The organism is Pseudomonas sp. TMW22090, from assembly GCF_022496665.1.
Taxonomy (GTDB): domain Bacteria; phylum Pseudomonadota; class Gammaproteobacteria; order Pseudomonadales; family Pseudomonadaceae; genus Aquipseudomonas; species Aquipseudomonas gregormendelii.
In genome coordinates, this window is the sequence record NZ_SCFH01000004.1 from 289,801 (window position 1) to 316,441 (window position 26,641).

General features: G+C 55.8%; 28 protein-coding genes and 4 pseudogenes. 18 read left to right on the forward strand and 14 right to left on the reverse strand.

Annotation, left to right across the window (positions count from 1 at the left end):
- Positions 1 to 40: 40 nt before the first annotated feature.
- Entirely contained in the window at positions 41 to 1,879 is a 1,839-nt protein-coding gene (locus tag EQV97_RS13825) for a long-chain-acyl-CoA synthetase (RefSeq protein ID WP_240889085.1), read from the reverse strand.
- 334 nt (positions 1,880 to 2,213) lie between these two features.
- On the opposite strand from EQV97_RS13825, the gene EQV97_RS13830 reads away from it, so the two are divergent.
- Complete coding sequence (locus EQV97_RS13830) at positions 2,214 to 2,492, forward strand: DUF3509 domain-containing protein (protein WP_045059161.1); 279 nt, start codon at positions 2,214 to 2,216, stop codon at positions 2,490 to 2,492.
- 237 nt (positions 2,493 to 2,729) lie between these two features.
- Here the strand turns inward: EQV97_RS13830 and mtnC are convergent, their stop codons facing one another.
- The 5 genes from mtnC to aroC are packed head-to-tail and all read right to left on the reverse strand — an operon-like array spanning position 2,730 to position 6,878.
- The gene (gene mtnC / locus EQV97_RS13835) at positions 2,730 to 3,413 is read right to left on the reverse strand and encodes an acireductone synthase (protein WP_240889086.1); all 684 of its coding nucleotides are present in this window, start codon (positions 3,411 to 3,413) and stop codon (positions 2,730 to 2,732) included.
- A gap of 4 nt (positions 3,414 to 3,417) precedes the next feature.
- Positions 3,418 to 3,963 (reverse strand): acireductone dioxygenase, encoded by a 546-nt coding sequence (locus EQV97_RS13840; RefSeq protein ID WP_122839278.1) that lies wholly within the window; start codon positions 3,961 to 3,963, stop codon positions 3,418 to 3,420.
- A gap of 20 nt (positions 3,964 to 3,983) precedes the next feature.
- Positions 3,984 to 4,610, reverse strand: coding sequence for a methylthioribulose 1-phosphate dehydratase (locus EQV97_RS13845; protein ID WP_122839279.1), 627 nt, complete (start codon positions 4,608 to 4,610; stop codon positions 3,984 to 3,986).
- Positions 4,607 to 5,758, reverse strand: coding sequence for an MFS transporter (locus EQV97_RS13850; protein WP_240889087.1), 1,152 nt, complete (start codon positions 5,756 to 5,758; stop codon positions 4,607 to 4,609). The genes EQV97_RS13845 and EQV97_RS13850 overlap by 4 nt, the downstream gene beginning before the upstream one ends.
- Before the next feature lie 28 nt (positions 5,759 to 5,786).
- Positions 5,787 to 6,878, reverse strand: coding sequence for a chorismate synthase (aroC, locus tag EQV97_RS13855; RefSeq protein WP_225568617.1), 1,092 nt, complete (start codon positions 6,876 to 6,878; stop codon positions 5,787 to 5,789).
- A 129-nt stretch (positions 6,879 to 7,007) separates the two neighbouring features.
- On the opposite strand from aroC, the gene EQV97_RS13860 reads away from it, so the two are divergent.
- Positions 7,008 to 7,961, forward strand: coding sequence for an alpha/beta fold hydrolase (locus EQV97_RS13860; protein WP_122839281.1), 954 nt, complete (start codon positions 7,008 to 7,010; stop codon positions 7,959 to 7,961).
- Positions 7,962 to 8,060: 99 nt separating this feature from the next.
- Positions 8,061 to 8,852 carry a hypothetical protein gene (locus EQV97_RS13865; protein WP_240889088.1) on the forward strand — a complete coding sequence of 264 codons (792 nt, stop codon included), beginning with the start codon at positions 8,061 to 8,063 and terminating at the stop codon, positions 8,850 to 8,852.
- 203 nt (positions 8,853 to 9,055) lie between these two features.
- Here EQV97_RS13865 and prmB read toward each other — a convergent pair whose 3' ends face one another.
- Complete coding sequence (gene prmB, locus EQV97_RS13870; RefSeq protein ID WP_122839283.1) at positions 9,056 to 9,964, reverse strand: 50S ribosomal protein L3 N(5)-glutamine methyltransferase; 909 nt, start codon at positions 9,962 to 9,964, stop codon at positions 9,056 to 9,058.
- Positions 9,965 to 10,204: 240 nt separating this feature from the next.
- On the opposite strand from prmB, the gene EQV97_RS13875 reads away from it, so the two are divergent.
- The 4 genes from EQV97_RS13875 to EQV97_RS13890 all read left to right on the forward strand — a co-directional run bounded on the left by EQV97_RS13875 (position 10,205) and on the right by EQV97_RS13890 (position 13,078).
- Positions 10,205 to 10,795 carry a cysteine hydrolase family protein gene (locus tag EQV97_RS13875; protein WP_045059152.1) on the forward strand — a complete coding sequence of 197 codons (591 nt, stop codon included), beginning with the start codon at positions 10,205 to 10,207 and terminating at the stop codon, positions 10,793 to 10,795.
- 131 nt (positions 10,796 to 10,926) lie between these two features.
- A complete protein-coding gene (locus EQV97_RS13880; protein ID WP_122839285.1) occupies positions 10,927 to 11,247 on the forward strand; it encodes a hypothetical protein in 321 nt (106 codons plus the stop codon).
- Positions 11,248 to 11,333: 86 nt separating this feature from the next.
- The gene (locus tag EQV97_RS13885; RefSeq protein WP_122839286.1) at positions 11,334 to 11,891 is read left to right on the forward strand and encodes a Smr/MutS family protein; all 558 of its coding nucleotides are present in this window, start codon (positions 11,334 to 11,336) and stop codon (positions 11,889 to 11,891) included.
- Positions 11,892 to 12,268: 377 nt separating this feature from the next.
- Positions 12,269 to 13,078, forward strand: a complete 810-nt coding sequence (locus tag EQV97_RS13890; protein WP_240889089.1) for an RES domain-containing protein — start codon at positions 12,269 to 12,271, stop codon at positions 13,076 to 13,078.
- Positions 13,079 to 13,243: 165 nt separating this feature from the next.
- Here EQV97_RS13890 and EQV97_RS13895 read toward each other — a convergent pair whose 3' ends face one another.
- Positions 13,244 to 13,786, reverse strand: a complete 543-nt coding sequence (locus EQV97_RS13895) for a hypothetical protein (RefSeq protein ID WP_240889090.1) — start codon at positions 13,784 to 13,786, stop codon at positions 13,244 to 13,246.
- 420 nt (positions 13,787 to 14,206) lie between these two features.
- On the opposite strand from EQV97_RS13895, the gene EQV97_RS13900 reads away from it, so the two are divergent.
- Positions 14,207 to 14,770, forward strand: coding sequence for a hypothetical protein (locus tag EQV97_RS13900; protein WP_240889091.1), 564 nt, complete (start codon positions 14,207 to 14,209; stop codon positions 14,768 to 14,770).
- A 287-nt stretch (positions 14,771 to 15,057) separates the two neighbouring features.
- A pseudogene (locus tag EQV97_RS13905) lies at positions 15,058 to 15,267 on the forward strand (hypothetical protein).
- Positions 15,268 to 15,548: 281 nt separating this feature from the next.
- Here EQV97_RS13905 and EQV97_RS13910 read toward each other — a convergent pair.
- A complete protein-coding gene (locus EQV97_RS13910; protein ID WP_240889092.1) occupies positions 15,549 to 16,280 on the reverse strand; it encodes a hypothetical protein in 732 nt (243 codons plus the stop codon).
- Positions 16,277 to 17,464 (reverse strand): AAA family ATPase, encoded by a 1,188-nt coding sequence (locus EQV97_RS13915; protein WP_240889093.1) that lies wholly within the window; start codon positions 17,462 to 17,464, stop codon positions 16,277 to 16,279. Before EQV97_RS13915 ends, EQV97_RS13910 begins: the two co-directional genes overlap by 4 nt.
- 667 nt (positions 17,465 to 18,131) lie before the next feature.
- Between EQV97_RS13915 and EQV97_RS13920 the strand changes: the two genes are divergently transcribed.
- From EQV97_RS13920 to EQV97_RS13930, 3 genes and pseudogenes are all read left to right on the forward strand, one after another.
- Positions 18,132 to 18,299, forward strand: coding sequence for a hypothetical protein (locus EQV97_RS13920; RefSeq protein ID WP_240889094.1), 168 nt, complete (start codon positions 18,132 to 18,134; stop codon positions 18,297 to 18,299).
- A gap of 162 nt (positions 18,300 to 18,461) precedes the next feature.
- Positions 18,462 to 18,986, forward strand: a pseudogene (locus EQV97_RS13925) (SOS response-associated peptidase); the annotation flags it as partial.
- 110 nt (positions 18,987 to 19,096) lie between these two features.
- The gene (locus tag EQV97_RS13930) at positions 19,097 to 19,405 is read left to right on the forward strand and encodes a hypothetical protein (RefSeq protein WP_240889095.1); all 309 of its coding nucleotides are present in this window, start codon (positions 19,097 to 19,099) and stop codon (positions 19,403 to 19,405) included.
- An 11-nt stretch (positions 19,406 to 19,416) separates the two neighbouring features.
- Here the strand turns inward: EQV97_RS13930 and EQV97_RS13935 are convergent, their stop codons facing one another.
- A complete protein-coding gene (locus EQV97_RS13935) occupies positions 19,417 to 19,947 on the reverse strand; it encodes a hypothetical protein (RefSeq protein ID WP_240889096.1) in 531 nt (176 codons plus the stop codon).
- A gap of 101 nt (positions 19,948 to 20,048) precedes the next feature.
- Positions 20,049 to 21,047, reverse strand: a complete 999-nt coding sequence (locus EQV97_RS29000) for a putative phage abortive infection protein (RefSeq protein WP_240889097.1) — start codon at positions 21,045 to 21,047, stop codon at positions 20,049 to 20,051.
- Positions 21,048 to 21,097: 50 nt separating this feature from the next.
- On the opposite strand from EQV97_RS29000, the pseudogene EQV97_RS13945 reads away from it, so the two are divergent.
- A pseudogene (locus EQV97_RS13945) lies at positions 21,098 to 22,815 on the forward strand (DNA cytosine methyltransferase).
- Positions 22,816 to 22,820: 5 nt separating this feature from the next.
- On the opposite strand, the gene EQV97_RS13950 reads toward EQV97_RS13945, so the two are convergent.
- The gene (locus EQV97_RS13950) at positions 22,821 to 23,111 is read right to left on the reverse strand and encodes a hypothetical protein (RefSeq protein WP_240889098.1); all 291 of its coding nucleotides are present in this window, start codon (positions 23,109 to 23,111) and stop codon (positions 22,821 to 22,823) included.
- A gap of 86 nt (positions 23,112 to 23,197) precedes the next feature.
- Here EQV97_RS13950 and EQV97_RS13955 point away from each other — a divergent pair, with 86 nt between their 5' ends.
- Positions 23,198 to 24,055 (forward strand): phosphoadenosine phosphosulfate reductase family protein, encoded by an 858-nt coding sequence (locus EQV97_RS13955; RefSeq protein WP_240889099.1) that lies wholly within the window; start codon positions 23,198 to 23,200, stop codon positions 24,053 to 24,055.
- On the opposite strand, the gene EQV97_RS13960 is transcribed toward EQV97_RS13955, so the two are convergent.
- Entirely contained in the window at positions 24,052 to 24,471 is a 420-nt protein-coding gene (locus tag EQV97_RS13960; RefSeq protein ID WP_240889100.1) for a hypothetical protein, read from the reverse strand. The genes EQV97_RS13955 and EQV97_RS13960 overlap by 4 nt on opposite strands.
- Positions 24,472 to 24,766: 295 nt before the next feature.
- Here EQV97_RS13960 and EQV97_RS13965 point away from each other — a divergent pair.
- From EQV97_RS13965 to EQV97_RS13980, 4 genes and pseudogenes are all read left to right on the forward strand, one after another.
- A pseudogene (locus EQV97_RS13965) lies at positions 24,767 to 25,323 on the forward strand (hypothetical protein).
- 74 nt (positions 25,324 to 25,397) lie between these two features.
- Positions 25,398 to 25,811 (forward strand): hypothetical protein, encoded by a 414-nt coding sequence (locus EQV97_RS13970; RefSeq protein WP_240889101.1) that lies wholly within the window; start codon positions 25,398 to 25,400, stop codon positions 25,809 to 25,811.
- Between the two features lie 16 nt (positions 25,812 to 25,827).
- Positions 25,828 to 26,136, forward strand: coding sequence for a hypothetical protein (locus EQV97_RS13975; protein ID WP_240889102.1), 309 nt, complete (start codon positions 25,828 to 25,830; stop codon positions 26,134 to 26,136).
- Positions 26,137 to 26,142: 6 nt separating this feature from the next.
- Positions 26,143 to 26,631 carry a tyrosine-type recombinase/integrase gene (locus EQV97_RS13980; protein ID WP_346769734.1) on the forward strand — a complete coding sequence of 163 codons (489 nt, stop codon included), beginning with the start codon at positions 26,143 to 26,145 and terminating at the stop codon, positions 26,629 to 26,631.
- The last annotated feature ends 10 nt before the right edge of the window (positions 26,632 to 26,641 follow it).

A 26,641-nucleotide genomic window follows, 5' to 3' on the forward strand; every position in this document is an offset into this window, starting at 1 on the left:
ACTGTCACTTCTTTTTTCTGATCAAGGGTCATAGCCAGATTCAATAACGGTGTTTGCCATCATGAATCTCGGCCAGCACCTGTTCAGTCACCTGCACATAGGTGTGAGTTCCCGGCAACCAGGCATAGATGGGATCGTCGCCGGTTTTACCGGGGTCAAACCCTTCGTCCTTGAGGCGGGTCTTCTGGTACTTGAAGGTGCCGGTGGTTTCCATTTTCACCTTCACCCGCAGGAACAACGGTACGGCATACGCGGGCATCTGTTCGCGGGCGAATGCCAGCAGCTCACTGAAATCCAGGGTCGCCAGGGATTCGGCCGGGGTGATCGCGGCCATGCCGGCACGGCCATTGGTGTTGTGTATTTCCACCCCGTAGGCCACCGCCTCGGAAATATTCGGATGCTGCAGCAGGATGTTTTCCACCTCGGTGGTCGAGACGTTCTCGCCTTTCCAGCGATAGGTATCGCCCAGTCGATCGACAAACTGGGCGTGACCGAAGCCGATGTTGCGCAACAGGTCGCCGGTATTGAAGTAACGGTCGCCCTTTTCAAACACGTCGTGCAGCACCACCTTTGCGGTCTTCTGCGCGTCGGTGTAGCCATCCAGTGGCGCCTTGTCGTCGATTTTCGCCAGCAGCAACCCTTGCTCGCCTTTGGCAACCTTGCGCATGAACCCCTTGGCGTCACGCAGAGGCTGGCCACTGTCGTGGTCGTAGGCAGCCAGCTCCCAGGACATCAGAGAAAAACCTACGGTGTTGTCGAAGTTGAGAACGTTGGTGAAGCCGATATTGCCGTCACTGGCAGCGTACAGCTCGCAGATGTGCGGCACCGCAAAGCGAGTCTTGAATTCAGCCCAGGCGCCGGGGCGCAGGCCGTTGCCGATCATCTTGGTGACCCGGTGCTGGCTGTCTTGGGCAGTGGGCGGCTGATCGACCAGGTAGCGACACAGTTCACCGACGTAGCCGAGGGTGGTCGCACGGTATTTGCGCACATCATTCCAGAACTGGCTGGCGCTGAACTTGCGGCGAATGGCGAAACCTGAGGCGCCACTGATGGCCGAGCCCCAGCACACACACAGCCCGGTGGCGTGGTACAGCGGCAGGGTGCAGTAGACGATATCGTCCGGGCCCATGTTCAGCGCGATCGTGCCAAAACTGGCGGAGCTGCGCATCCAGCGACCGTGCTTGAACACCCCGGCCTTGGGTAACCCGGTGGTGCCTGAGGTGTAGATGTAGAAGCAGGGATCGTCGCAGAATACCTGCTGGCTGGTCACCGGGTTTGCGCTTGGGCTGTCGGCGATGGCCGCCATCAGGTTGATGAAACCATCGGGCGCAATGCCCGGGTGCCGCCAGGTGTCCTGATCCGCTACGAACCAGGTGCGGGCGGGCTCCAGCGCCACGCGCTCGCGAACAGCGGAGAACGCCGGCACCAGTTCTTCGCCGACAATGATCGCCGCAGGCGCTACCAGGTTCAGGCTGTGCACCAGGGTGTCACGGGTTTGCGAAGTATTAAGCAGCGCGCTGATCGCACCCGCCTTGGCCACCGCCAGGATAGTCACCAGCAGTTCCGGACGATTCTCGATGAACACCGCCACCACATCACCCTTGCGGATGCCCTGCCCGCTCAAATGGTGGGCCATGCGATTGGCCCACTCGTTCACCTGGGCGTAGGTCAGGAGCACATCGCCCTGAAGCAATGCCGGGCCGTCGGGATTGCGCAACGTCGCTTGCTCGAAGCTCCAGCCCAGGCCACAGGACTGGGTTGGATCCTTGACGTTGGCAGCTTTCATGCCCCGGACCACTCGTGGCAGGGCCTTGGCGATGGTGGGCAGTTTGCGCAGCATCATGCCCCAGGTAATCGTGTCGTTCAGCGCGCGGCTCATCGTTACTCCCGTTCGATCTTTTTATTGTCGGGTGGTGGCCGAAAGTACGTGAGTGATTCAGGGGCTGTACACGCAGTTTTTGCAATGTTTTGTATCCGCATAACAGACCGGCGACAACGTGAGCCCGGTTTTGGCGATTGGTTCCATTGAAACCGCACGAATCTCGCAAAATGCAGGATGCACGATGGCCTTTCATGCAGATTGCACGAAAGCAAAAATTGGCTGATTTTTTATCTTATTGATTTATAAGGATTTTATTATTTTCAAATGCTGGCACAAAGGGTGCAACTACCTCTCCATGCTTGCCAATCAAGTGCTAACGGAGCTGATAGACATGAGCCTGATCCAAGAAAAATTTACCTCCCTGTTCTCCAACTTCGAAGTGAACACTCAGCCACGCCCCGACGGCGGCATCCTGCTGACACTGCGCAGTCAGGAAGGCAAAGTCTTCAAACGCTCGATTTCCTACCAGCAACTGCATGCTGGCGACCAATTGTCCTGGGTGATCAGCGCGATCCGTCGTGACCTGGCTGAGCAAGCCAGCGAGTTGCCACAGATTTCGATGCTGCAAAGCCAGCAACGGTTCGCTCTGCCGACTTATCATTCGGCGTAAATTGTTGCTGGGCTGCAAACAGACAGGCCGTGAGAGCTTTCGCTTCACGGCCTGAGTTGTTTCTGGTGTTTGTAAGGCTAAACACGCCCCTGCCTGACTCCTTAGACGCGCCCTGTAGGAGCGAGCTTGCTCGCGAAAAACTACCAGGCGCCTTGGCCACTCAGGCTTGCCGCGTCATCGTTGACGACCATCGCGAGCGAGCTCGCTCCTACAGGCAATAGTCTATCCGGAGACTGTTTAGTATCTGGTCGGATCGATGCTCGCGAAGCTGTCGACAGTCACGTGACCAGTCAGCGTCCCGCCTTCACGTGCCAGGCCGCAGGTGGCCATGCCGGCTTCTCGCGCCGCGTCCAGTTCCTCGACGATATCCGACAGAAACAGAATTTGCGCCGCTTCAAGGCCAATCGCCTGGGTGATGCGCTGATAAGACTGCGCCTCACGCTTTGGCCCCGAGGTCGTATCGAAGTAACCGCTGAATAACGGCGACAAATCCCCTGCCTCCGAGCAGCCGAAAATCAGCTTCTGGGCCTGAATCGAGCCTGACGAATAAACAAAAAGTTGAAAACCCGCCTGATGCCACGTCTTGAGCGCTTCAACAGCATCCGGGTACACATGCCCCTGCAACTGCCCTGCCTTGTACCCCTGCTCCCAGACCATCCCTTGCAACGCCTTCAACGGCGTGGCCTTGCGGTCTTCGGCAATCCAGCCCAGGAGTATCTCGATGACACGCTCGACATCCGCCTGCGGCTCATGGCTGTCCTGGCGCACTGCATCCAATTGCTCGGCCACATCGGCGCGCCCGGCCTGTTGCCGTACGAAATCCGGCAGGTGCCTGGCCGCATAGGGAAACAGCACGTCGAACACAAAGCTCACGGCGCTGGTGGTACCTTCGATGTCGGTGAGGATTGCTTTGATCGGCATCGGCTCAGTCCTCGAGTCGCGGGAAGCGATTGGCGATGTCTTCGCCGGTGAAGTTGGCCACCCAGCCTTCAGGGTTATTGAACAGGCGGATTGCCACGAAGTGCGGATGTTCGCCCATGTCGAACCAATGCGCGGTACCGGCCGGCACCGAGATCAGGTCGTTCTTCTCGCACAGCACGGCGTAGACGTAATCGTCGATGTGCAGGGTAAACAACCCGCGGCCGGCGACGAAAAAGCGTACTTCGTCTTCGCCATGCCGGTGTTCGTCGAGGAACTTGGCGCGCAATTCGGCCTTCTGCGGGTGATCGCTGTTGAGGCTGATAACATCGACCGTCACGTAGCCTCGTTCGGTCATCAGCTTGTCGATCTGCTCCTGGTACGCCGCGATCACTTCTTCCTGGCTGGCGCCGGGCTGGATCTTCGCCGCCGCTTGCCAGCGGTCGAAGCGCACGCCCTGCTCGGCCAGGGTCGAAGCGATGTCTTCGAAATGGGTCAGCACCTTGTTCGGAATGTCAGGGCTTGAGACGTGGTAAACGGACAGGCTGCTCATCAGGGCAACTCCTTAACGGTTCATGCGTTACGGTTGGAGAGCGAGCGCATCTTCAACTCGCACTCAAACAAAAATTCGAAGGCCTCGATCTGCCGCAACGCGTCGCTCATGCGCGCGCCCCAGGTGTAGAGGCCGTGGCCGCGAATCAGGTATCCCACGCAATCAGGGTGCGCCTCCAGCCAAGGCTGAACCTTGGCGGCGAGGCGCGCAATGTCCTGGTCATTGTCGAAGACAGGCACGCGCACCCGGGATTCGTGGGTCGATACGCCACTGAAGGCTTTTTGCAATTCGTAATCTTCGAACTCGATGAAGGCTTGCGGCGTCAGGCGCGACAGCACCGTGGCGTTCACCGAATGGGTGTGCAGCACCGCGCCGATGTCCGCGCGCCAGCTGTAGAGCTGGGTGTGTAGCAGGGTTTCGGCGGAGGGTTTCTTGCCCGGTTCCAGGCTGTTGCCCGACAGGTCGGTGGCCAGCACATCGTTCAGGCTCAACTGGCCTTTGTGCTTGCCGGACACAGTCAGCAGCGCCTCGGTGGGCGACAGACGGGTCGAATAGTTGCTGCTGGTGGCCGGCGACCAGCCGCGGCCATAAAGAAAACGCCCGGCATCGATGATTTCCTGGGCGAGGTGTTCACGGGTAAGGCTCATGGCCGGTCCTCTTGCATGCGTGTGGCTATGATAACGGCAGCGGCGAAGGCTGCGAGACTGGCGATACTAAAGGTGAACGTGGCCCCGAGGGCATTCCAGCTGTAGCCGGAGTACAGCGCACCCAATGCGCCGCCAGTGCCAGCCAGGGCTGCGTACAACGCCTGGCCCTGCCCTTGCTGGCGCGCACCGAAACTACGTTGCACGAATTGGATGGCAGCGGCATGAAAACTGCCGAAGGTGGCCGCGTGCAGCACCTGGGCAAACAGCAGCACCCACACATATTCGGCGAACGAGCCCAGCAGCACCCAGCGCAGCGCCGCCAGCAGAAAACTCGCCAACAGCACCCGGCGCACGGAGAACCGCGCAAGGATCTTGCTCATGCCCAGGAACATCAGGACTTCGGCCACCACCCCCAATGCCCAGAGCATGCCGATCAGGCCACGGCTGTAGCCCAACTGCTCAAGGTGCAGGGTGAGGAAGGTGTAATACGGGCCATGGCTCAGTTGCATCAGGCCCACGCAGGCGTAAAACGCCAGGACGCCCGGGCTGCGCAGCTGTTGCAGAAAACCGTCGCCGGCGATCCGCTCGCTCTGCACCGGCTCGGCATTGGGCACCCACAGGCTGCTGATCACGATCCCGGCCATGATCAGCACCAGCGCCAACGGATAAATGTCCAGGCTCAGCCACTCGAACAAGCGCCCCAGCGCAACGACGGTGATGATAAAACCGATGGAGCCCCACAACCGGACCTGGCTGTAGCGCGAGGTCTGGCCTTTCAAGTGCGCCAGGGTAATGACTTCGAACTGCGGCAGCACCGCGTGCCAGAAGAACGCGTGCGAGGCCATGACCATGGCCAGCCAGGCGTAGGTCTTGCTGACGAAAATAAGCGAGAACGAAAGCAGCGTGCAGACCGCACCAAAGCGCACGATCGCCAGGCGCCGGCCGCTGTAGTCGCCCAGCCAGCCCCAGATATTGGGCGCCACGCACCGCATCAGCATCGGGATGGCCACCAGCTCGCCGATGCGCGCGCTGGAAAACCCCAGGTGATCGAAGTACAGCGCCAGGAACGGCGCCGTCGAACCGAGCAAGGCGAAATAGAACAGATAGAAACTGGAAAGCCGCCAGTACGGGAGTGCCGCTGTCGTCATCAGACAGCAGCGGCCATGAGGCCAGCCATTAAAGCTGACCCAGCACCGGCGTGCTCACTCGCACATCGGCATTCTGCCCACGGTGGCGCAGCAGGTGATCCATCAGCACGATGGCCATCATCGCTTCGGCAATCGGCGTGGCGCGGATGCCCACGCACGGGTCATGACGGCCCTTGGTAATTACATCCGCCGGGTTGCCGTGGACGTCGATCGAACGGCCTGGCGTGGTAATGCTGGACGTCGGCTTCAACGCCAGGTGCGCAACGATCGGCTGGCCGGAGGAAATGCCGCCCAAAATGCCCCCGGCGTTATTGCTGAGGAAACCTTCGGGGGTCATCTCGTCGCGGTGTTCGGTGCCACGCTGGGCGACGCTGGCGAAGCCGGCGCCGATTTCCACACCCTTGACCGCGTTGATGCTCATCAGCGCATGGGCCAGCTCGGCGTCGAGACGGTCGAAAATCGGCTCGCCCAGGCCTGGCATCACCCCTTCAGCAACCACGGTGATCTTCGCGCCGACCGAATCCTGATCGCGGCGCAACTGGTCCATGTAGGCCTCCAGCTCCGGCACCTTGTCCGGGTCCGGGCTGAAAAAGGCGTTGTCTTCCACCGAATCCCAGGTCTTGAACGGGATCTCGATCGGGCCCAGCTGGCTCATGTAGCCCCGAATGACGATACCCTGGGTCGCCAGGTATTTTTTCGCGATCGCGCCGGCCGCCACGCGCATCGCGGTTTCACGGGCAGAACTGCGACCGCCACCGCGGTAATCGCGCTCGCCGTATTTGTGGTGGTAGGTGTAGTCGGCGTGGGCGGGACGGAACAGATCCTTGATCGCCGAGTAGTCCTTGGACTTCTGGTCGGTGTTGCGAATCAACAGGCCGATCGCACACCCGGTGGTGCGGCCTTCGAACACGCCAGAAAGGATTTCCACCTCATCGGCTTCCTGACGTTGCGTGGTGTGACGGCTGGTGCCGGGTTTGCGGCGATCGAGGTCGCGCTGCAAATCCTCCAGGGAGATTTCCAGGCCCGGCGGGCAGCCGTCGACAATGGCGACCAACGCCGGACCATGGCTTTCGCCAGCGGTGGTGACAGTGAACAGCTTGCCGTAGGTATTGCCGGACATGCAGGACGCTCCGTGAATTGAACGTGAATACGTAATGCGCGCCAGTATACGCAGGCTACCCAAGTAGTTCATCCTCGAACCTTATGGGTGCCCGCGAGTCCAACCGGCACCTTTGTGAATGATGGCGTGATGATGCTGCGAGTTCTAGCCTTGAGCCTTACCTTGTTTACCGGATTTGTGCAGGCCACTGTCCTGCAACGTCCCATCTCGCTGGACACCGGCAGCGGCGAACTGTTTGGTTCGTTGTTGTTGCCAAAGTCCGACACCCCCGTGCCCGTGGTGCTGATCATTTCCGGCTCCGGCCCGACCGATCGCGACGGCAACAACCCCGACGGCGGGCGCAACGACAGCCTCAAGCGCCTGGCCTGGGTGCTGGCCAAACACAACATCGCCAGCGTGCGCTACGACAAGCGCGGCGTTGCCGCGAGCCTGCCCGCCACCCCGGACGAGCGCAATCTGTCAGTGGAGGGCTACGTGTCCGACGCCCAGGCGTGGGGGCGCAAGCTCAAGGCCGACCCGCGATTCGGCCAGTTGATTCTGCTGGGGCACAGCGAAGGTGCCTTGATCGCCAGCCTCGCCGCGCCCGATGTTGATGCCGCGGCGGTGATTTCCATGTCCGGCAGCGCCCGGCCAATTGACCAGGTACTGCGCCAGCAATTGAGCAACCGTCTGCCTGCGCCCTTGATGTTGCGCGCCAACGAATTGCTCGACAGCCTCAAGGCCGGCCACACCGACGACAACGTGCCGCCGCAACTGCAGGTGATTTTCCGCCCGAGCGTGCAGCCGTACCTGATCTCACTGTTTCGCCAGGATCCGGCAGCGGCGTTCGCCAAGCTGGCGATGCCGGCGCTGATCATCCAGGGCAGTAACGACATCCAGGTCGGCGTCGGTGACGCCAAGCTGCTCAAGGCGGCCAAGCCGGACGCCGAACTGGCACTGATCGAAGGCATGAACCACGTGATGCGCATCGTACCCAACGACGTGAAGCGCCAGTTGGCGTCTTACAAGGATCCGAATTTGCCGCTAGCCGCGGAGCTGGGCTCACGCATCATCGGGTTTATTGACGGACTTCGTGCCAGCTAAGCGCTATTGACCCTCCAGTCCTGCAGAAAACGGCCGATAAGCCGGTGTCGCCAGCATTAAGCCTGGCGACACGCCGAGCTTGGACAGGACCTTGCCGTTATGACTGACACCCCGACTTCACCCGCCACCGCAGCTGAACAGGACGCGCCCCCAGCGGTCGAGCTGCCGTGGGCGGACGTGCACGCCGAGCATCGCCAGATGCTGCGCCTGGCCCCCCTGCAGACTGATCGCAACACCGGCGGACGACCGCTGCGCTTTGTCGAATTCGGCTACGCCGAACGTCATGACAAGGAACGCAGCCTGATGCGCATGAGCATCACCCTGCCCGGCCAGCGAGTGCGCAAGGAGCAGAACCTGCTGGATGTGTGGGTCGATCACCAGGACAAAAGCGTGCACTTCGGCCCCGACAGCGGCTTGCAGATAGAACCGATGAATCGTGGCGTCGGTCGCTTCATGGCGACCCACGGCATCACCTGGCTGAAGCAACGCTGGCCCGGGTACAAGGTCAACGGCCGCGATCTCAATAACAAGGACGCGCTGAACGAAGACACCCGCCTGCGTCGTGATGACTTCCTCAAGGGGCACGGTTTTGAAGTGGTCTATGCCGATGCCCAGCATCTCAAGGGCAGCGTCAAGGAGGTGCCGGTCGGCGACCTGAAGGCGCAGTGGAACAGCGAGAAGGTGCAGGTGGTGGAAATTCTCGAGGCGGCGCAGATGCTCCAGCAGGCCGAGCAGAACCTGGCCGAGCAGGAGGTCAAACTCAAGCAACACGAGGAAAAGGTCAGCAAGTACCGGCGCGAGGACACGGCGCTGCGCTTTACCATCTCATGCCTGGTGGCATTTGCGGTGTTTCAGGCGGGGTTGTTGATCTGGATTGCTACGCACAGGTAGGGCTTGGGGGCTGTGGTGCCGCCATCGCTGGCAAGCCAGGCTCCCACAGGATTCCCGTCGCTCCGATAATGACTGAGCGACACAAAAACCCGGGAGCCTGGCTTGCCAGCGATGGCGTCCTCAGGTTTTCCTGTCGCTCCGATACTGGCTGAGCGACACAAAAACCTGTGGGAGCCTGGCTTGCCAGCGATGGCGTCCTCGGGTCAGACGCGGGACGCGAATAGCGCCTGATGCTCCCGGCACTGCTGCGCCGTCAACATGAACACCCCGTGTCCACCGCGCTCGAAGTCCAGCCAGGCGAAATCGACTTCCGGGTACAACGCCTCGACGTGCACCTGGCTGTTACCTACTTCGACAATCAGCAACCCCTTCTCGGTCAAATGCTCACCGGCTTGCGCGAGCATGCGGCGCACCAGGTTCAAGCCATCGTCGCCGCAGGCCAGGCCGAGTTCCGGCTCATGCTGGTACTCGTCCGGCATGTCGGCAAAATCTTCGGCATCGACATAAGGCGGGTTCGACACGATCAGGTCAAAGCGCTGCCCTGGCAACCCATCGAACCCATCGCCCTGCACCGTGTACACGCGCTCATCGACGCCATGGCGCTCGATGTTCTGGTTGGCCACTTCCAGCGCTTCGAAGGACAAATCAGCCAGCACTACCTCGGCGTTCTGGAATTCGTAGGCGCAGGCAATGCCAATGCAGCCGGAACCGGTGCACAGGTCGAGGATTCGTGCAGGCTCGCTGCCCAGCCATGGTTCGAAACGTTTTTCGATCAGCTCGCCAATCGGCGAGCGCGGGATCAGCACGCGTTCGTCCACGATGAACGACATGCCGCAGAACCAGGCCTCACCGAGCAAATAGGCAGTGGGAATACGTTCTTCGATGCGCCGTTTGAGCAACCGCTGGAGGTTGACCAACTCGTCATCTTCCAGGTTGCAGTCGAGGTAGCTGTCCGCCATTTCCCACGGCAGGTGCAATGCACCCAACACCAGTTGACGAGCTTCGTCCCAGGCGTTGTCGGTCCCATGGCCGAAGAACAGATCCTCCCCATGGAAGCGGCTGACGGCCCAACGGATATGGTCGCGCAGGGTACGAAGTCGGGAAGTGATCACGGGGGCAAACTCTCTGAAAAAACGACTGGCGATTCTACCAGCCAAAACGCCCTGCGACGACGCCGTAAAAACATCCCGGCAAATGTAGGACTTTTCTGTTTTTATGCCAGGTCAATGAACAAATTGTGAGTATTGACAAGGCTGCAAGCCAGTAAAGACGGCATCTGCGATGGTAGCGATTCACAGAAGCGCTCAGCCAGAGGACAATGTCGCAAAAGCCCCACCCGAAGGAGCCCCAGAATGTCCGTTCCAAAAACGATGTTTCAACTCAGCGGCCGCGGTTATGCAGCAGCCAATCTGAGTCATGCGACCCTTGTCATCATCGATGCCCAGAAGGAATACCTCAGTGGTCCCCTGGCCCTGAACGGCATGGATGCTGCCGTCGCGAACATCAAGCAACTGGTAAGCGCTGCCCGCGCCGCCGGCCGGCCGATCGTGCATGTGCGCCACCTTGGCACCGTGGGTGGGCTGTTTGACCCCCAGGGCGAGCGCGGTGAATTCATTCCGGGCCTGGAGCCCCTTGCAGACGAAACCATTATTGGCAAATTGCTGCCAAGCGCGTTTCACGGCACCGAACTGCTGGAGCGCCTGCAGAATCTGGGCTCGCTGGACCTGATCGTATGCGGCTTCATGAGCCATTCCAGCGTCAGCACCACCGTGCGCGCGGCGAAGAACCTGGGCTTTCGCTGCACCCTCGTCGAAGACGCCTGTGCCACCCGCGACCTGCCCTACAAGGGCACAGTCCTCAGCGCCGAACACGTGCAGCAGACAGAAATGGCGATCATGGCGGACAACTTCGCCACCCTCGCCCTGACTCACGAACTGATTTGACCGATGCCTGACGAGCGGTGCATATCGCCGCTCATCCGCAAAAGCCTCTCGTTTGCTGTAATTGTCTTAGCCTCAGGAACATCCCGGTCAACTCCCGGTCGAAGGGCCGATACCCATTGAGGAAGGTCGGAATGAAGTTATCCGATGGTTTTGACGCTCGGCGCCTGCGCCCCAAAGGCCAGAGCAACTGGCGTTTTCGTTTTGGCGCCGCGTTTGCTGCGCTGCTGGCCACCTGCGGCGTGCTGCTGGCGATGGCCGGCGCTGCCAGCCTGCTCGGCCGCCCGCCCGCACTCGGCGAACTGAATGCAAGCCCCCTGGGCTCGACGATCATCCTGGTTGTCGGGCTGTTCGTTTTATACCTGGGCGTATGGTTGTGGCGCCGCTGCCGTCGTCGCGCGCGGCAATCACGGGAACTGAACATGTCGCCGCACCTGATGAAAAAACACGATTGATGCAAAGGCCCGCCTGCTGACGGGCCTCAATTGTTATGGCTCAAGCCCCGACTTGGGTAAACTGGCCGCCCTTCGCGGAGGCTGACATGCAAGACGACGATTTTTCCCTGTTCAAAAGTGCGATCCAAGGCGTCAAGCCGATCAAGCACGATCGCGCCGAAACCGGCAAACCCAAGGCTGACCGCGCGCAGATCGCCAAGCTGCGCCAGGCCGCCACCGTGCGCACCGATGCCACCACCGTTGACGGCCTGTCCGACCAGTTCGTGATCGACGTCGGCCCCGAAGACGAGCTGATGTGGGCCCGTGACGGGGTGCAGGAAAGCCAGATGCGCAAGCTCAAGGTCGGCCAGATCCCTTTCGAAGGCAGCCTCGACCTGCACGGCATGACCGTGGAAAAAGCCCGGGAAACCCTCTGGGCCTTCCTCGCCGAAGCCACCAAGTTCGAAATCCGCTGCGTGCGCGTCACCCATGGCAAAGCCGTGCGCCTGGACGGCAAGCGCCCGATGATCAAAAGCCACGTCAACACCTGGCTGCGCCAGCATTCCCAGGTGCTCGGCTTCACCTCGTGCCAGGCCCGACACGGCGGTGCCGGAGCGGTTTATGTGATGCTCAAGCGCACCATGATGGAAGGTCGCGACGAGTAAACCTGTCGCTTCACGCTTGCAGCGCCGTGTCCGCCACCGTACCCTTGCCCTTTGCGTAGAATCCCACAGGTAGTTTCATGTCCCTGGAACAGAATTACACCGCGATTCTAAAGGGGTAAGGCAAAGTACTAATAGTCAATGAATCCGGGCACTTACCTACTCAGGAGTACCCGGTTTTGACCTGCTTTACATGGTCATTGGTACAAAAATTGGTACAAGCCCCTCCCTTTCTCTGGCGTCCTGCCAATCGCTCACATCTCTTTCATACTGCCCCACCCCTAGGGACTCGAACGTCCTCATGCCCCGAACTATTGCAACCGGCCAAAAGCGGTCGCTAGGCTCGACAACCTGTACGATCCATTAGGAAATCACTAGGCATGGAATTCAAAGCGCTTTCGCTACCCCATCTCGAAGAGCTTTCCACGGAAATCTTGGCGAGCACGGACATTAAATTCGTGAGAGAGAAGTTGAGCTTCCTGCTCGATTATTACCAAGTGATCAACTACGAAATGAAATATGATCGGGCATTTTGGCGGGCTCGAAGATGCCCGACCGACACAGGCTTTGAACACGTCGGTGAACTGGACCACCCTCCTTTGAAATATACTGTCGCTGGCCGACTGAATGAGAAAAACGCCCCCGTTCTCTATTTGTCATCCAACCTGATGTCCACTTTCGAAGAAGTAGGAGCCTCTCCGGGTGATTTCTTGCATGTGGCCGCGTTTGAGCAATTGCCTAACCAATTGTTGAGATGTGCAATGATCGGTGAGATCACCCATGTTCATCGCTGGGGCTCAGGATTGACCTCAGAGATGGTTGGGCAATTGATTAATAAGCAGCTGAATCAGATGCCCCATGATTTCGGAAAGAGCTTCGTTTTCACTGACGCATTTCTTTCCGCAATTCTCAAGGACAGATCAGCCCGACAAACACAGTATCTTCACTCAAGAACGCTTGCCAGCCTTCTCTTCCAGCGCAATCCTAGCATTGATGCCATCGCCTACAGTGGGGTGGCCTCCGAGGCATCAAGAAACTATGCGATCAAGCCAAAGGCAGCTGAGAGAACCTTGCGGATCTCGGCGAGCTTCGTCATCAAAATCATAAAAAAATACAAGTATGGAATGTATGATTTTGAGGTACTTCAGAACGCTAAGGGGGTTGAGTCAGATGGCCGCATTATCTGGTAATGTCAGTTGTAGGTAGCGAAATGAATCGCCCCAGTTTATGTAGACGCCCGACGGCCGTTTATGACCGACTCCTGCCTATTGCTACCTATAAGTCCCGGCCAGAAGCTGTCGCCAAGGGCGCTCCAATAGTCCTGGAGCGAATCCTGATAATACTCTCACCCAGAATTAAATACTTATATTAACGACGCACCACTCTTTTTCATTTCCAGTAATCGTTCCGCCAATAGCGTTGGCCACGGTCTCCCAGAGTTCATGTTGCTGAATGTGCCACTGGGTTGGAACTGTTTGGATGGTGGTGTCGAAGACTATAATTTCCCCTCCGACATCTAGCCAGCGGGCAGCCTGAGAAATCACGTTTTCAACATGTTCGGCCATAATCTGAGATTTCTTTCCGCCTTTATTAATGGCTGACACACCAATAACCTGGCCAAATAGGATGTAGTCATACTTCTGGTTAAGATTAGGCCAGGGGCTACAGATATCAAAAATGTAGCTGGTATGGCTAGACCATTTTTCATCGAGATGTAGGTCGGCACAATGAATTGAAGAGCGAGATATTCCATGTGTATTTATTAAGTATTCTTCATAGTAGCCTAGCCCTATGCCGACAGAAAGCAATTTAGATCCATTTTTAATGGCCTGTATGACGCTAGGCTTCAAAACCGTGTATCTATTATATTGCTGCAAATTAAAATCAAGGTAAGACATTTTTTTTCTCGAAATATTTACCACTATTATTTCATGAGGTTTATAGGTCGTAAAGTGCTGGTCGCTCTGAAGTGATATTTGAATCAATAGCCGTCGATGCCTCAGTCCGGATGACGATTATGGCTGATCTCTGGCATTCATCAATGGCAGATTTGGGTCGAATGCGGACATGGATTACCTCGTTGTTAGCGATTCGATCGCTAGCACCCAATGCTGGGGACTGTATCGACTTAACCTATTTATTTCAAACGGATAAAACCCATTTCAAAGGGGGCAAAACATCCCCTTTTTGTGCTTATGCAAACGGAAAGACGCGGCCTGCAGGGGAGGTTTTGCACAAGGCGTACAATTTCTGCGAGGTGGTATATGCTGGCGCAGCCCGGATCACCCCACACCATCAAAAGAAGAAAGGACTCAAGAATGACTAACGCAGAACCTCTGAAATACATTGAAACCGTAAATGCGTATTTAGGGGACGACGCACTTTCAAAATTGGAGCCCTTGACCGGGGCCGACGCAGCGTTAATCGGAAACCTTATTCAGTCCTTCAATTTTCTGGAGTTCAATCTCAGGCGCTCAATTGAGGTTTTTGCTCATGCTGGTCTGATACCTGCTTTGAAGAAAAACCCTCACACTTCAGAGCTTGCTCAGACTGTAAAAGCGGGTGTAGCTGACATGGGGCTCGATGCCGCCACCGCTAATGTGATCTGTCAATCGATCGATGACATTGAATTGCATCGCGATATACGTAACCACCTAGCGCACTGGGCTGCGAAGCGCGTCAAAGGCCATGACGCGTTGTATTTGATGTCCTTTGATCAGAAAGATGCCATTCGCAGAACTGGTTCCAAAGGTGATCATCAGACAATCATATATTGCATAATGAACCTAGCAGACCTTCGCGGGCTTTTGCTGCGTATCTCTAAGCAAGATGCTTGGCTAGCCGAACTCACGGCGCAATGGTTCATTAAATACGCGGTGTAGCGCTACCCGGCCGTAGGGAAAAACTCGCCGGTAACTTCCTGCGGCAGGAACCACCATGTCAAGGTGACCCCGAAATCAGCGCAACCTATTGATATAGAGAGAGAAATAGCTAATTTAAGATAGAAAAAAACCGCTACATACCACCATAAGAATCAATAACTTAGCGTTGTATATTCCTACAGTAGTGCCCCCTTCCCAGGCGTTCTGCGAATCCAACACCAGCCCTTTGCCCCTTTGCACAGATCACTTTTCCAGATGCTACGCGACCACTTCACGGAGGTTTCGCGATGCCAAACTCGGACCTGCACCCTTCCCTGCTGTTCAAGATCAACGAAAACCAGCTCGCACTGGAGGCCGCCATCATGGAGCTGATGCTTTGGGTCGGGCAGCGCGGAGCGATCGCGGTCGGTTGAAATGTCTTCGGCGATTTGGAAACCATCACTAAAAACGAAGAATTCATCAAGATGACGCTCGCGGTCATGATGGCGCCGGAGTGACGCTCCGATAATGGTTTGGACCATCTAATCCCGAAGGCCTTAGAGATAAACACCTACAGAAAGCATAGTTTTTCAGCGTACATCTTTCGAACCACGCTCTTGCACCTTCCCGAACATAATTGGTCGCCATTGGCAAATTTTTCGTCAGTGGGTGTCGTTACAAGATTGCACCGACACAACATTCACTCAAGGACTCAAAGACGGAAAGCTCCGCCCCCTAGTTAAGGCAACGGAGCTTTGATGTGCGTCACTGAAAATGAATATGGAATCGAACCCCTGTATCAGGTAGCCGCTGTTGATTCTACACCTTCGACTTTTGGAACCCAGATGGCGTCCTCCAAGCTGGAAATGAAAACATCTAATGAAACAGAAGAAGCTCTAACATTAGTGTATATTTCGTCGAAATCCAGATGTGAAACCATGCTATGTGTTTCAGCCTCTCTCTTTCTATATAGCCGCCCAACCAAGCCATAAATCTGTTTCAACTTGCCAGTTGGATGCGCCACTTCTGTCTCGATACCACCACTGGAAGGGTCGAAACCAAGCTCCGCTTGGATTCTCTCCAAGTTGAGAGCGGGATCTACTCTTTCAAAATGAGTATATTCACTTAAGAACCAGGCCTCTACCTCCGCCACCGCTAAGAAAATCTGTATATTCTGATTCGGAAAGTTTAATCCTCGGCTTAGGCCAGCTTCAAATCTCTCTCGTTCGTCAGGAGTTTTCGGGTACAAATCTTGAAGCCCCATGATTACTTTGAAATCTTGAGATTCCAAGAGCTCTCTTCGCTCTAAAATCGAGCTTTTGACTGACCCGTCTCCTCCACAATTAACGATCATTACCAATACAGATGCGACATCTTCTGGCGGTCCTTCACTTCGAAGCTTACTCAGCGCTCCGCCACGATGGATCCATAGATCAACTCTTGCGACTCCATAACCAGCTATTTCAGTAACTAGCTTGTGGACAAAGTGTAACTCCGTTTGCCCCTCAACAAATATTGCAATTTTCCTCATACAGCACTACCCTTGGAGTAATGCTCACCAGAGAAAAAGTCAAAATTACTTAAGCCAGAATATGAAAAATCTTCAAATATTTCCTTTGCATTGTGAATATTTATCGCCTCCACGACTCCGCCAACTCTAGTGAGCACGGTCCAATACTTCAATGAGACGTAGTTCATTACGTACCTGTCATTGGTTGACATAATGAGCTGGATATTGCTTTGCAGACACTTACTCACAAGCAACCGAATTAAGTTCCTAGAACGCTCATGATCTAGCCCTTCACCAATATCATCAATTAACAACATTGGACTATCCCCCAGCTTCGGGACACGCCCCACCATCGCGGCCTGAGTCCAAATAACACTTGCGTTGAATTGAATCAAAAGTGCTAGCGCCCTATACATACCTTGAGAGAGGTCCCCTTGCCGAACATACAAATCAAGACCTTTTTCCCGAACCGCAATAGAGAGGGCAGCTATACCATTTAAATTAATCTCAGCCATCGGTATCAATGCAATATCTTCACACGGATATCCAATTTCCGCCATATCATTTATAACTGAACGTTTTAACGCATCGCCAAAACGCTCACTGGTCCTTAAGAAGACTCCACTTACATCCTCAGGCATCAAACTAAAATCGAGTATGGATGAAGCGTCTAGTGGGGGTTGATTCCCCATAGTTAGATTGCCTCTACCAAATTCAGTACCGAACCTATACGTGCACGCACCTCTTCCCCAGCGCTGTAAACTTTCGAACTGCGGATGCTGAAAAGGATCACTTCTAACCACAGCCATAAGTTGCTGCGGCTCAACTTTATACCGCACGCGCTCCGCGCCTTTCTTCTTTAAAACGAACCCCTCACCTGTTTCATATCTTTCCATTACAACTTGATTTTTAATTGTGAATTTTTCATGAACTACACGCTGAGACTTATAGGACAAATAATAAGCTTGAGACTCGACAGCTTCTCCTTTATAGCGCTCAAACTCCGCCTCCCAAGCCGCACTATTAAATGCAGGAATGCGAGCTGCTACCGAATGCGCGAGGGATGAGATAACATTGATAACTCTTGTCTTACCTGTGGAATTTTTACCAACTATCAAATTAATCGGCCCAAGGTGTAAACCTCGAATCGACCAGAACATATTTGTGCCTTTATGCTCGCTATACTCAATTTTTTTTAAAAACATAAATTTCCCTAATTGTATGTTTCATAAACACCTCATTTGATACCAAATCGCCACTGTCGTCTACCCCGTTTAGAGCCCGGCTAAGGCAACGTTTACACCCTTGACCCAGGACAGGTGGCTCTCAATTCACAATCATCAACTTTTTGCTAGCCTTAGCATGACCTTGACGCTGATCGTTAGCGATGTCACGGATATACATCGTGTCCCATCCAAACATCGAAAATACGCCGATGATGCAGCAGTGCTAGCGGGATTTGGCTACAGACCACGCATTTCAACGGTGCGCAAAGACAATTGTCTAAAACCCTTGCCCGACTTGGGCGCGTTCTAGACCAATGAAACCGAGCAAGGCCGAGTTAGTTTTAGACAGCTTCTCAATCCAGCGGCGTCCTGCCACACCCTAGCAACCCATGCTTGCAGGGGCGCTAAAAAGCTTTAAAGAACAGTCCATTGGAACGGCGCCCACTGCAATCAATGCCTGACCATGACTAACTGTGTTTTACGAATCCCCGCAAAAGTCCCTGCAGGGTTTCGACAAGAAATCCCCTGCATCCCGGCGTCATGCCGACCGAACACAATCCCGCCCCCTACGGCTCATCGCATCACGCTCGCCCAATCCAGCCTCCTGGATTACTGTATATACAAACAGCATCCGAAAGGCATCACCGTGAACCCGTACGACATCGAAGACACCAGCGACTGGCTCGGAAGCCCTACTGAGCTCCAAACCCTGAAGCATTACGCGGGCATGCTGGAGGAAGATATCGAGGCGCTGAAGCTAGAGCTTCGTGCAGCCAAAGGAAAATATCACTGGGCTCATCACAATGAACGATGAATTGTCCGCCGACCTCCAAAGAAAGCGGACTTGGATCGCGAACCTCGAATCGGAGACCACCGTTCAGTTATCTGATATCCGGCGCCTGAATCAAATTCTTCACCAGAGAGAAGTCGTCATTCGCGAGCTGCAGGCGCTCAAGCTGAATCACAGGAGATGATCATGTGCGGAAGACTCACCCAGTATCGCGGCATTCACGACTTCGTTGAGGCGCTCGCGTTTCCGAACCCGCTGATCAACAACACCAGGGAGGAGCCGTTCGAACGCTACAACGCAGCGCCGTCTACTCAGCTCGCCCTCTTCCACCAGGAAGGTGAGTTTCTGCGCGCTGATATGGTTCGATGGGGGAGGCGGCCGCACTGGGCGAAAGATCGCGCGGCACCAATTAATGCCAGGGTCGAGAAAGTCGCTCAACGCCCATTCTTCCGCGCTATCTGGCCGCGCCGGGCAATCATCGCGATCGACAACTGGTTCGAGTGGGTTGATGAGGGCGGACCGAAGAAGCAGCCCTACCTCATCCGGCACCGCGATCAGTCGCCGATCCTTTACGCTGCAATCGGCCAATACCCGAACGTAGAGCATGAGCCAGGTGAGCATGACGGCTTTGTCATAATCACTGCAGACAGCGCGGGCGGCATGGTGGACATCCACGACCGGCGCCCGGTGGCGCTCACGCCCGAACTTGCCTCCGGCGCCTGGCATCAGGTGAAGGTCGCTGCATGAGACGCGCTCGAGTACAGCAGCGCCGACGACAGACATGGCTGGATATACCGGCCCAGGAATTGAAGAGGCAGGCCATGGCCAAGAGCAACGCGGAGATTCAGAAGGCCAAGCGCGCCAAGGAGAAGGAACTGCTCGATCGGATCGGCGCCGAGGAGCGCACGCTGATCGTGTCGAAGGCATTGGATGATGCCCTTAATATTCTCGGCGACCGTCATGAATTCGAAGAATGGCAAGAGACGTTATCGACCTTGCTGATCAACCTGGCAAAGGCAACGTCCTACGAATCGGCCAAGTTCGCCAGCTTGTCGCGACCTGAAATAGTCGTTACAGAAAAGCAGTCGCGACAGCTTGAAACCTTCGCCAAGACTGGGGTCGAAGCTTAATACGGCTTTAGCTATTGCTTTGAGATTTCCTCAAATCGTTGCCAGCTCAATTCACATACCCGGCACTGGGTGAGGACTTCCATGCGCATGCACGCAAACTCGTGTTCTTGAAATGCTGAAGCGGTGAAGGCCCGCTCAACAACGAATGCGATCGTGTGAATGCTGCCGGTCACTCCCAGAAAACTGTCGACGAGCTCATAACGTCCCAATTCGTGAGCGGGTATTTGACTTAAAGAATTCTTCGACATGTTAATGATTTGAGAAAATAAAACTTTCCAGCTTTCCTCGATTACTGGCCAAGAGTTGTTCGACTCTAAATGTTTGCCGAAAGCCATTGCGTTATGAGCTGCGTTTTGAATGACAGCGTAAAACGCTTTGGCCCTCGTCCGATCATTTTCTTTGCGTACCTGGATTTGTTTCCTGATCTGTTTGTTTCCAATCAGGAATGCGGCCCAGATTGAAGCAATTGATCCAAACGCCTGAACCCAAGACGCCAGTCCCGGGTGCGCCTCAATCCAGCCCAACATGGCTGACCAATCCATTTCTACTCCTTGATCCGACCTCATGCCGGGCCGAACACAAATACCCCACTTCAACGAATAGTGCCATCCAGCTTGGCCTCGGCCACTTATAAAAATTAAATCTAATCAGCCCCATGTTTAGCCTGAATCAATTTGATTAGGTCATCCATATCCATTTCTTCAAAATCAGCATACGCCAAATGACTATATAGCTGTTTGACATCTGTGTTTTCAGAAAGCAATGTGAAATCCAAGGTTTTCAGTAACGAATATTTCTCAACGTAATAACGAAGACCATGACCTTGAGTGGTCATGCAATTCATAAACAAACACGCAACCTCGTTACTACTTAATTGCGCCCTTAACATATTTGCATAGTCCCGCTGCCTTCTATACAACCTAAGCGTGCGCCTAAGCTCCATACCAACTACCGCTTTCCCTGTGATATTCATCGAAGACTTACCAAGACCATCAATATATTTCATGATTTGATAGAGATTTCTAAAATAATGACCAACACTGGCAACATGATTATCAAGAAATAGCTGACTATTATCAGTCAATATTTTCAACTTCATATCTTTATCAAGATAATCCGCCCCCAACATTTTGGTTGGGAAGTATTTACGGACTGCGTAGGAAAAGGCATCATCACCAGTATGTGTATTATATTGATTGCCAGAAGCTAGAGTTATCTTTGTCGCGATAGCGAGCCTAGAATGCACATCAAGCAACCTAAAGAATACCGACTCAAAATTTTGAGTTTCGAAAATCGCACTTTGCTTATTTTGGATTATGTGAGCATCTCTCGCATCTTTTCTTGCAAGCGACAACTCCTCACGCTGCAAAGAAAGATTATATAGTACTGCCACAAGCGCGCAAAAACTCAAAAGAGGATTGAGCACTCCGCCGATAAAATCTCCGACTTGCCCCCAATACTGTGCAGATTCAGCATTACTTATTTTTAGCAGCCAGATATCAAAACCAAACTGAAAATGAGCAATCACCAATCCTCCAACTACCAAGGAGAACGCCAAGGCAAAAATCCCCAGAAGATATATGTAATTAGCTTTTCCCCGGTCCATCAGTGTGGGTTTGGATCTAGCTCTGACTGCGTACACGGAAACTTCCCTTCACACTAAATCAAGCATCTTACAATCAGAGTGCCACTATGACCATCACCTACGGAAGCGTTTGCAGCGGTATTGAGGCCGCGACCATGGCTTGGCATCCGCTCGGGATGCGTGCCACCTGGTTCGCCGAGATTGAGCCATCCCCAGCGCGGTGCTGGCCCACCACTACCCAGACACGCCGAACCTCGGAGACATGACAAAGCTCAGGGCCCTGGTCCTAGCCGGCAAAATCGCCGCACCCGATGTGCTGGTAGGCGGAACCCCGTGCCAGGCCTTCAGCGTCGCCGGCATGCGCCTGGGTCTTCTCGACCCACGCGGCGCCCTCACCATCAAATACGTGGAGCTTGCAGATGCAACTGACTATGTTCGCGCCGGCAACAGAAAGCCGCCCAGTGTCATCGTCTGGGACAACGTCCCCGGTGTCCTCAGCGACAAAGGGAACGCCTTCGGATGCTTTCTTGCCGCGCTTGCTGGGGAAGACTACGAACTGCAGCCTTCAGGGAAAAGGTGGCCAGACCCTGGTTGTGTGTATGGACCCAAAAGAACAATCGCGTGGCGGGTCCTGGACGCCCAATATTTCGGCCTGGCCCAACGACGCCGCCGCCGTGTGTTCGTTGTCCCAAGTGCTCGAGACAGATTCGATCCCTCCGAGGTACTTTTTGAGCGAGAAGGCGTGCGCCGGGATACTGCGCCGCGCCGAGGCGAGGGGCAAGACGTTACCGGAACAGCTCCTTTCGGACCTGCGCTCCAGTGCGGATGCGGAGAAATCTTCGGAGAAGAGCTCGGGCCGTACGGCTGCATGAACTGCGAGGGCGATGAAGGCCCTGCGGTGTCGATGTTCGGCGGCATACCGGTGTTCGGCGGCCACAGCCTGTCCGGATCGGTCGAACGCTCGGCCACGCTAACCGCGAAGGACACCCGGTTGGACATGGAAAGCGTGACGTTCCTCGTACAACTGGACGTGATCGGCGCACTGACCAGTCACGCCTACAGCGGCGGCGCCGGGGGCCGGCCTGATGGCGCAGCTGCAGGCCACTTCCTTGCTGTTGCTCCCTCGCTTCGAGCACAAGCACAGAGCAGCCAGCGCGCCGACTCCGAAGCATTCATCGTGGCTGGCACACTCCAGGCCAATGGTAAGGCCGCCGGCAGCGCAACTCAGCAAGATGCTGAATCCGGCTTGCTCGTGGTGCACGGTACGCAAAACCCTAGCGTCAGCAGCTCCACCGCTTTTGCGCTGGGCCGAAACCAAGGGCAGGAAAACGCCGTCCTCGCATTCTCCTGCAAGGATCATGGTGCGGACGCTGGATCAATTTCCCCAACGCTTCGCGCCATGAACCACTCCGGAAGCCATGCTAACGCTGGCGGCCAGCTTGCGGTGTGCATTACGGGCGATGTCACCCATACGCTGAAAGCTGACGGCTTCGACGGCAGCGAGGACGGTACCGGGCGCGGCCAGCCAATCGTCGCATGTCGAGAGGTCGCTCAGACCCTGACAAGCAATTACGGCAAGAAGGTCGACAACACTGACTCAGCCCTGGGCCCCAACGTTGTGTCTGGGGCGAGTTCGGTTCGGCGGCTAATCCCGCGTGAGTGCGAACGGCTTCAGGGCATGCCCGACGATTACACGCTCATCCCATGGCGCGGGAAGCTCGCCGAGGAATGTCCGGACGGACCGCGCTACAAGGCAATCGGGAACAGTAAGGCGGTTACCGTTGTTCGCTGGATAGGCAGCAGGCTTCTGCGACAACTGAATTGACCGCCCTAAAATTTCGGCAAATCAGTGACCTCTCTACCTGGCCCTCCGCGCTCCGCACGAACCGAACCGTTCCCATCCGGCACGACAAGACCGCCAGAACCGGTACTTCCGGTATCGGTTATGAATGCCAAATCAAACTTATCGCCATGAGCAATAGAGTCAAGTACCTCGGGGACACTGAATTCTCGCTGAGAGCCAATGGAGCCCCTGGTAAACCCATTCGTCTCGATGCCTTTTAATGCTTGGATTTCACCATGCTCGCTGATCCGAACTGCGTTCACGCTGTAAAGGGTCATATAGCACCTCCGCTGGCTGAACGCTCAACTGTAGTTGATCCCTCACAACTCGACACCGTCTGAGCATGACCCGGCATAGGATGCCCATGTCTCCCTACGAAATATCCGGGACAACGGTCTTCAGCTTTTCCGGCGGTAGAACCAGCGTCTACATGCTTCGCCAAGTGCTGGACAAGAACGATGACCTGAGTGATCTGGTCGTTACCTTCGCCAATACTGGAAAGGAACACCCAGCCACGCTGGAGTTCGTTCGGGAGTGCGCCGAGCGCTGGGCGGTGCCGATCGTTTGGCTTGAGTTCCGCAATAACGAGGCCGGGTTTGAGGTTGTCGACTTCGCCAGCGCCAGCCGCCGGGGCGAGCCATTCGAAGCGCTGATCCGCAAACGGAAGCACCTGCCCAACCCGGTGACTAGGTTCTGCACCATCGACCTGAAGATCAGGATCATTCACAAGTACCTCCGCAGCCTGGGTCTGTCGACCGAGAAAACGCCGGTAGACATGATGACCGGCATCCGCGCCGACGAGCCCCGGCGGGTCGTGAAAATCCGTCACCGGAAGAGCACCAGCGAAAGCAAGTGGGCCACGATGGTCATGCCCCTGGCCGATGCTGGTGTAGGCGTGCAGGACGTAACTGACTTCTGGGCTGTCCAGCCATTCGACCTGATGCTGCCTACGATCAACGGCCGCACGCTGGAAGGGAACTGCGACCTCTGTTTCCTCAAGGGAGCGAAGCAGGTCTACTCGATCATCGCCAGCGACCGCCCCAAGGCTGAGTGGTGGGCACGCATGGAAAGCTCAGTGATATCTGGCGGGAAGTTCACCGGTGACGGCGCTCGGTTCCGAAGTGACCGCCCCAGCTATCAGCAAATGCTCGACTACTCCGATACCCAATTCGACATGTTCGCAGGGCAAGACGAGGCCATTGCCTGCTTTTGTGGCGATTAGCTGTGTTTTAGCGCTGCGATAATCCCGGTGATCATACCCGCGGACCCGAAGAATATCGGCACCCAAAAAGCGATAGCCTCCCTCTTTGCCTTCTGTTCCTCTCTGATAAGCCTTCTCGCCTCGACAAGTCCCTTTTGAGTTAAATACTTTGGCTGCGATGGATCATTGTCGAACTCCACCGTCTCCCAGAGCGACTTGTCACTGCGATCTGGAAGCGGAACATGCAATTCATCTGCTTTTCGCGATATGTATTTGGTCAGAACCAGCTGGCGCCATTCAAAAATATTATCGGACTCTTCAACATAGTGTTGCCAATCATCACCCGGTTCCCGAGGATATTTCTGTTCAACTTCTTGTTCCGCTTGGCGAATTTTCTTCAGTACCCGCCTGTGCTCCAACCAATCTAAAAGTTGCATCCCTTCCCCTCCATAATAATTTTTCCGGACTATACCGGCGAGGTGCCAATGTGCCCATCACTTACGCGGGCGTTGGCAGCGGCATCAGAACCAGCCGGCTCGGCTGATCACATCGGCCAACCGGAGTAACCAGGTTCAGCAATTTGATCAGTCGTTTCATGCGTTAGCGCGCCGGTTCGATTGATACCGGAATCATCGGAACGCACAGTACCTGGCCAATGGTCACGCGATACATGCCCGAGATACCCCAATTTCAACTCCACCGCCCGGGCATGACCCGGCATAGGACAAGCTCATGCTCGACTTCTTCTGGTGCCTGGTTGCCAAGGTGCTAGCCCGCCCAGCCCTCGCCGCCTGGCTCATCGCCCGCGGCCAGCGCACGCCCTACCTGCACATCATGTCCGCCGACGGCGCCGAGACGTACATGGGCCGCTGGTGGCTGTTCAACCCCTACGACCGAGACAGTCACAGGTCGCGGTCTGGTGGTGCCCATGGTCAGTGCGGATCCACCACATCAAGCGCCCGGACAATGACCGCGACCTGCACAACCACCCGTGGAACGCCCGGACGATGATCCTGCGCGGCCGTTACACGGAGCAGCGCCTACTCGAACACGAAGACTCGGCGTTGGCCGGACTGAACGTTCCGGCCTCTGCCCAAGCCACCGAGTACATCGACCGACGCCCGGGCGACACCGCTTCACTGAGCTACGCCGAGTACCACCGGATCGACAGCGTTGCCGAAGGCGGCGCCTTCACCTTTTTTATCAGCGGCGCCTACCACGGCACATGGGGTTTTCTGGTCAACGGCATCAAGGTGCCTTGGCGCACCTACACGTGTACGGACAATTGAAGGGGTTCAAAGTGAGCGAGCCAAAAATCAACTATATCGACCCAGCGTGCGAGGCTGACACAAGAGTTAGCAGGATGAGCGAAGTAAAACGGTATTGGATCGAACCCAGTAGGCTGTTGCAGGAAGGCTGGCACCTGGACGATACCTGCGTAGTGAAGGACTGGGCATATGACCGCGTTGTCGCCGAGCGTGACGCCCTGCAGCTGCTGCTGAACGACCGTGACGAGCAACTGCATACCCTTGAGCAATCACGCCGGTCGCACTTCGAAAATTCCCAGGCCGCAGAGAGTCGGATTGATGAGCTGACCGCGGAACAGTCGGCGCCCGTATCGGTGGCGGTAGCATCTCGAGACGAGTCTATCTACTGGCTGAAGCGTATCGGCGGTATCGACCAGAGCCGCGCAGATCTGATCTATTCGATGGGCTTCCGGCGGCAGGATATCCCTCAACCTTTATTGGATGCCGCACCTGGCGCTGCTTCCGATTGATCAGATTAATTCGGCAATGCTTCGAAAAATCGTCAGTGAAACGCAATGGAAATCGTCGACGGTAAAACGCTCGGCAATTCAGCGCCTGCACACGATGTTTGAATGCGCGGTAAATGATGAGCTGATCACCAGGAACCCGGTCGGCTCGATTGAGTTGCCAGCCAAGGCGAAGAAACCGGTGGACCCGTTTACGGTGCAGGAGGCGCATTTGATCATCGGGCACCCATATAAGGTGCTGACCGGGTCGATGCAGGTGTACGCGGCCTACTTTGAGTTCGCGTTTTTTACCGACATGCGACCAAGTGAGATAGCGGCGTCGCGCTAGGATGAAGTGGATACAGAGGGGCGTGTCGCCAACGTGTGCAGAATCTTGGCTGACTACAAAACCCGCGAGACGCGGCGCGTCAGGCTGAACAGCAGTGAATTGCATGCGGTTGATGTGGCCAAGGCCGTGGCCGAGTTGAGGGCAAAACAGAGCCGGCGCCAGCACAAACTATCGCCCTACGTTTTCCCACCGACCAAGAACTTTGAGTTCATCCAACAGGCCAGCGTGACCGACAAGCATTTCAAGGCGGCGCTGGTCGCTTTGAAGATCAGGGCCAGACGGCAATACAACTGCCGCCACACTTACGCTACCATGTGCCTAATGGCAGGCATGAACCTCGGGTTCATTGCGAATCAGCTCGGCCACAGCGTGCAAATGCTGCTGTCGACGTACGCCCGGTGGATGAACTCCAGTGAAGACTGGAGCGAAGTCGGGAAGCTGGAGCAAAGCCTGATTGGTACAAAATTGGTACAGACAGAAACCGTACCCCTCTAGAACCCATACG

Bases quoted from the DNA above. Each gene is read 5' to 3' on its own strand.
- EQV97_RS13830 (WP_045059161.1), top strand. From the start codon at position 2,214: ATGAGCCTGATCCAAGAAAAATTTACCTCCCTGTTCTCCAACTTCGAA.
- EQV97_RS13960 (WP_240889100.1), bottom strand. From the start codon at position 24,471: ATGCAACTTTTAGATTGGTTGGAGCACAGGCGGGTACTGAAGAAAATT.
- EQV97_RS13825 (WP_240889085.1), bottom strand. From the start codon at position 1,879: ATGAGCCGCGCGCTGAACGACACGATTACCTGGGGCATGATGCTGCGC.
- EQV97_RS13840 (WP_122839278.1), bottom strand. From the start codon at position 3,963: ATGAGCAGCCTGTCCGTTTACCACGTCTCAAGCCCTGACATTCCGAAC.
- EQV97_RS13875 (WP_045059152.1), top strand. From the start codon at position 10,205: ATGTCCGTTCCAAAAACGATGTTTCAACTCAGCGGCCGCGGTTATGCA.
- aroC (WP_225568617.1), bottom strand. From the start codon at position 6,878: ATGTCCGGCAATACCTACGGCAAGCTGTTCACTGTCACCACCGCTGGC.
- EQV97_RS13895 (WP_240889090.1), bottom strand. From the start codon at position 13,786: ATGTCTTACCTTGATTTTAATTTGCAGCAATATAATAGATACACGGTT.
- EQV97_RS13930 (WP_240889095.1), top strand. From the start codon at position 19,097: ATGGCCAAGAGCAACGCGGAGATTCAGAAGGCCAAGCGCGCCAAGGAG.
- EQV97_RS13915 (WP_240889093.1), bottom strand. From the start codon at position 17,464: ATGTTTTTAAAAAAAATTGAGTATAGCGAGCATAAAGGCACAAATATG.
- EQV97_RS13850 (WP_240889087.1), bottom strand. From the start codon at position 5,758: ATGACGACAGCGGCACTCCCGTACTGGCGGCTTTCCAGTTTCTATCTG.
- EQV97_RS13845 (WP_122839279.1), bottom strand. From the start codon at position 4,610: ATGAGCCTTACCCGTGAACACCTCGCCCAGGAAATCATCGATGCCGGG.
- EQV97_RS13885 (WP_122839286.1), top strand. From the start codon at position 11,334: ATGCAAGACGACGATTTTTCCCTGTTCAAAAGTGCGATCCAAGGCGTC.
- EQV97_RS13950 (WP_240889098.1), bottom strand. From the start codon at position 23,111: ATGACCCTTTACAGCGTGAACGCAGTTCGGATCAGCGAGCATGGTGAA.
- EQV97_RS13970 (WP_240889101.1), top strand. From the start codon at position 25,398: ATGAGCGAAGTAAAACGGTATTGGATCGAACCCAGTAGGCTGTTGCAG.
- mtnC (WP_240889086.1), bottom strand. From the start codon at position 3,413: ATGCCGATCAAAGCAATCCTCACCGACATCGAAGGTACCACCAGCGCC.
- EQV97_RS13880 (WP_122839285.1), top strand. From the start codon at position 10,927: ATGAAGTTATCCGATGGTTTTGACGCTCGGCGCCTGCGCCCCAAAGGC.
- EQV97_RS13865 (WP_240889088.1), top strand. From the start codon at position 8,061: ATGACTGACACCCCGACTTCACCCGCCACCGCAGCTGAACAGGACGCG.
- EQV97_RS13935 (WP_240889096.1), bottom strand. From the start codon at position 19,947: ATGGATTGGTCAGCCATGTTGGGCTGGATTGAGGCGCACCCGGGACTG.
- EQV97_RS13890 (WP_240889089.1), top strand. From the start codon at position 12,269: ATGGAATTCAAAGCGCTTTCGCTACCCCATCTCGAAGAGCTTTCCACG.
- EQV97_RS13900 (WP_240889091.1), top strand. From the start codon at position 14,207: ATGACTAACGCAGAACCTCTGAAATACATTGAAACCGTAAATGCGTAT.
- EQV97_RS13860 (WP_122839281.1), top strand. From the start codon at position 7,008: ATGATGCTGCGAGTTCTAGCCTTGAGCCTTACCTTGTTTACCGGATTT.
- EQV97_RS13910 (WP_240889092.1), bottom strand. From the start codon at position 16,280: ATGAGGAAAATTGCAATATTTGTTGAGGGGCAAACGGAGTTACACTTT.
- EQV97_RS13955 (WP_240889099.1), top strand. From the start codon at position 23,198: ATGTCTCCCTACGAAATATCCGGGACAACGGTCTTCAGCTTTTCCGGC.
- EQV97_RS13975 (WP_240889102.1), top strand. From the start codon at position 25,828: ATGCTTCGAAAAATCGTCAGTGAAACGCAATGGAAATCGTCGACGGTA.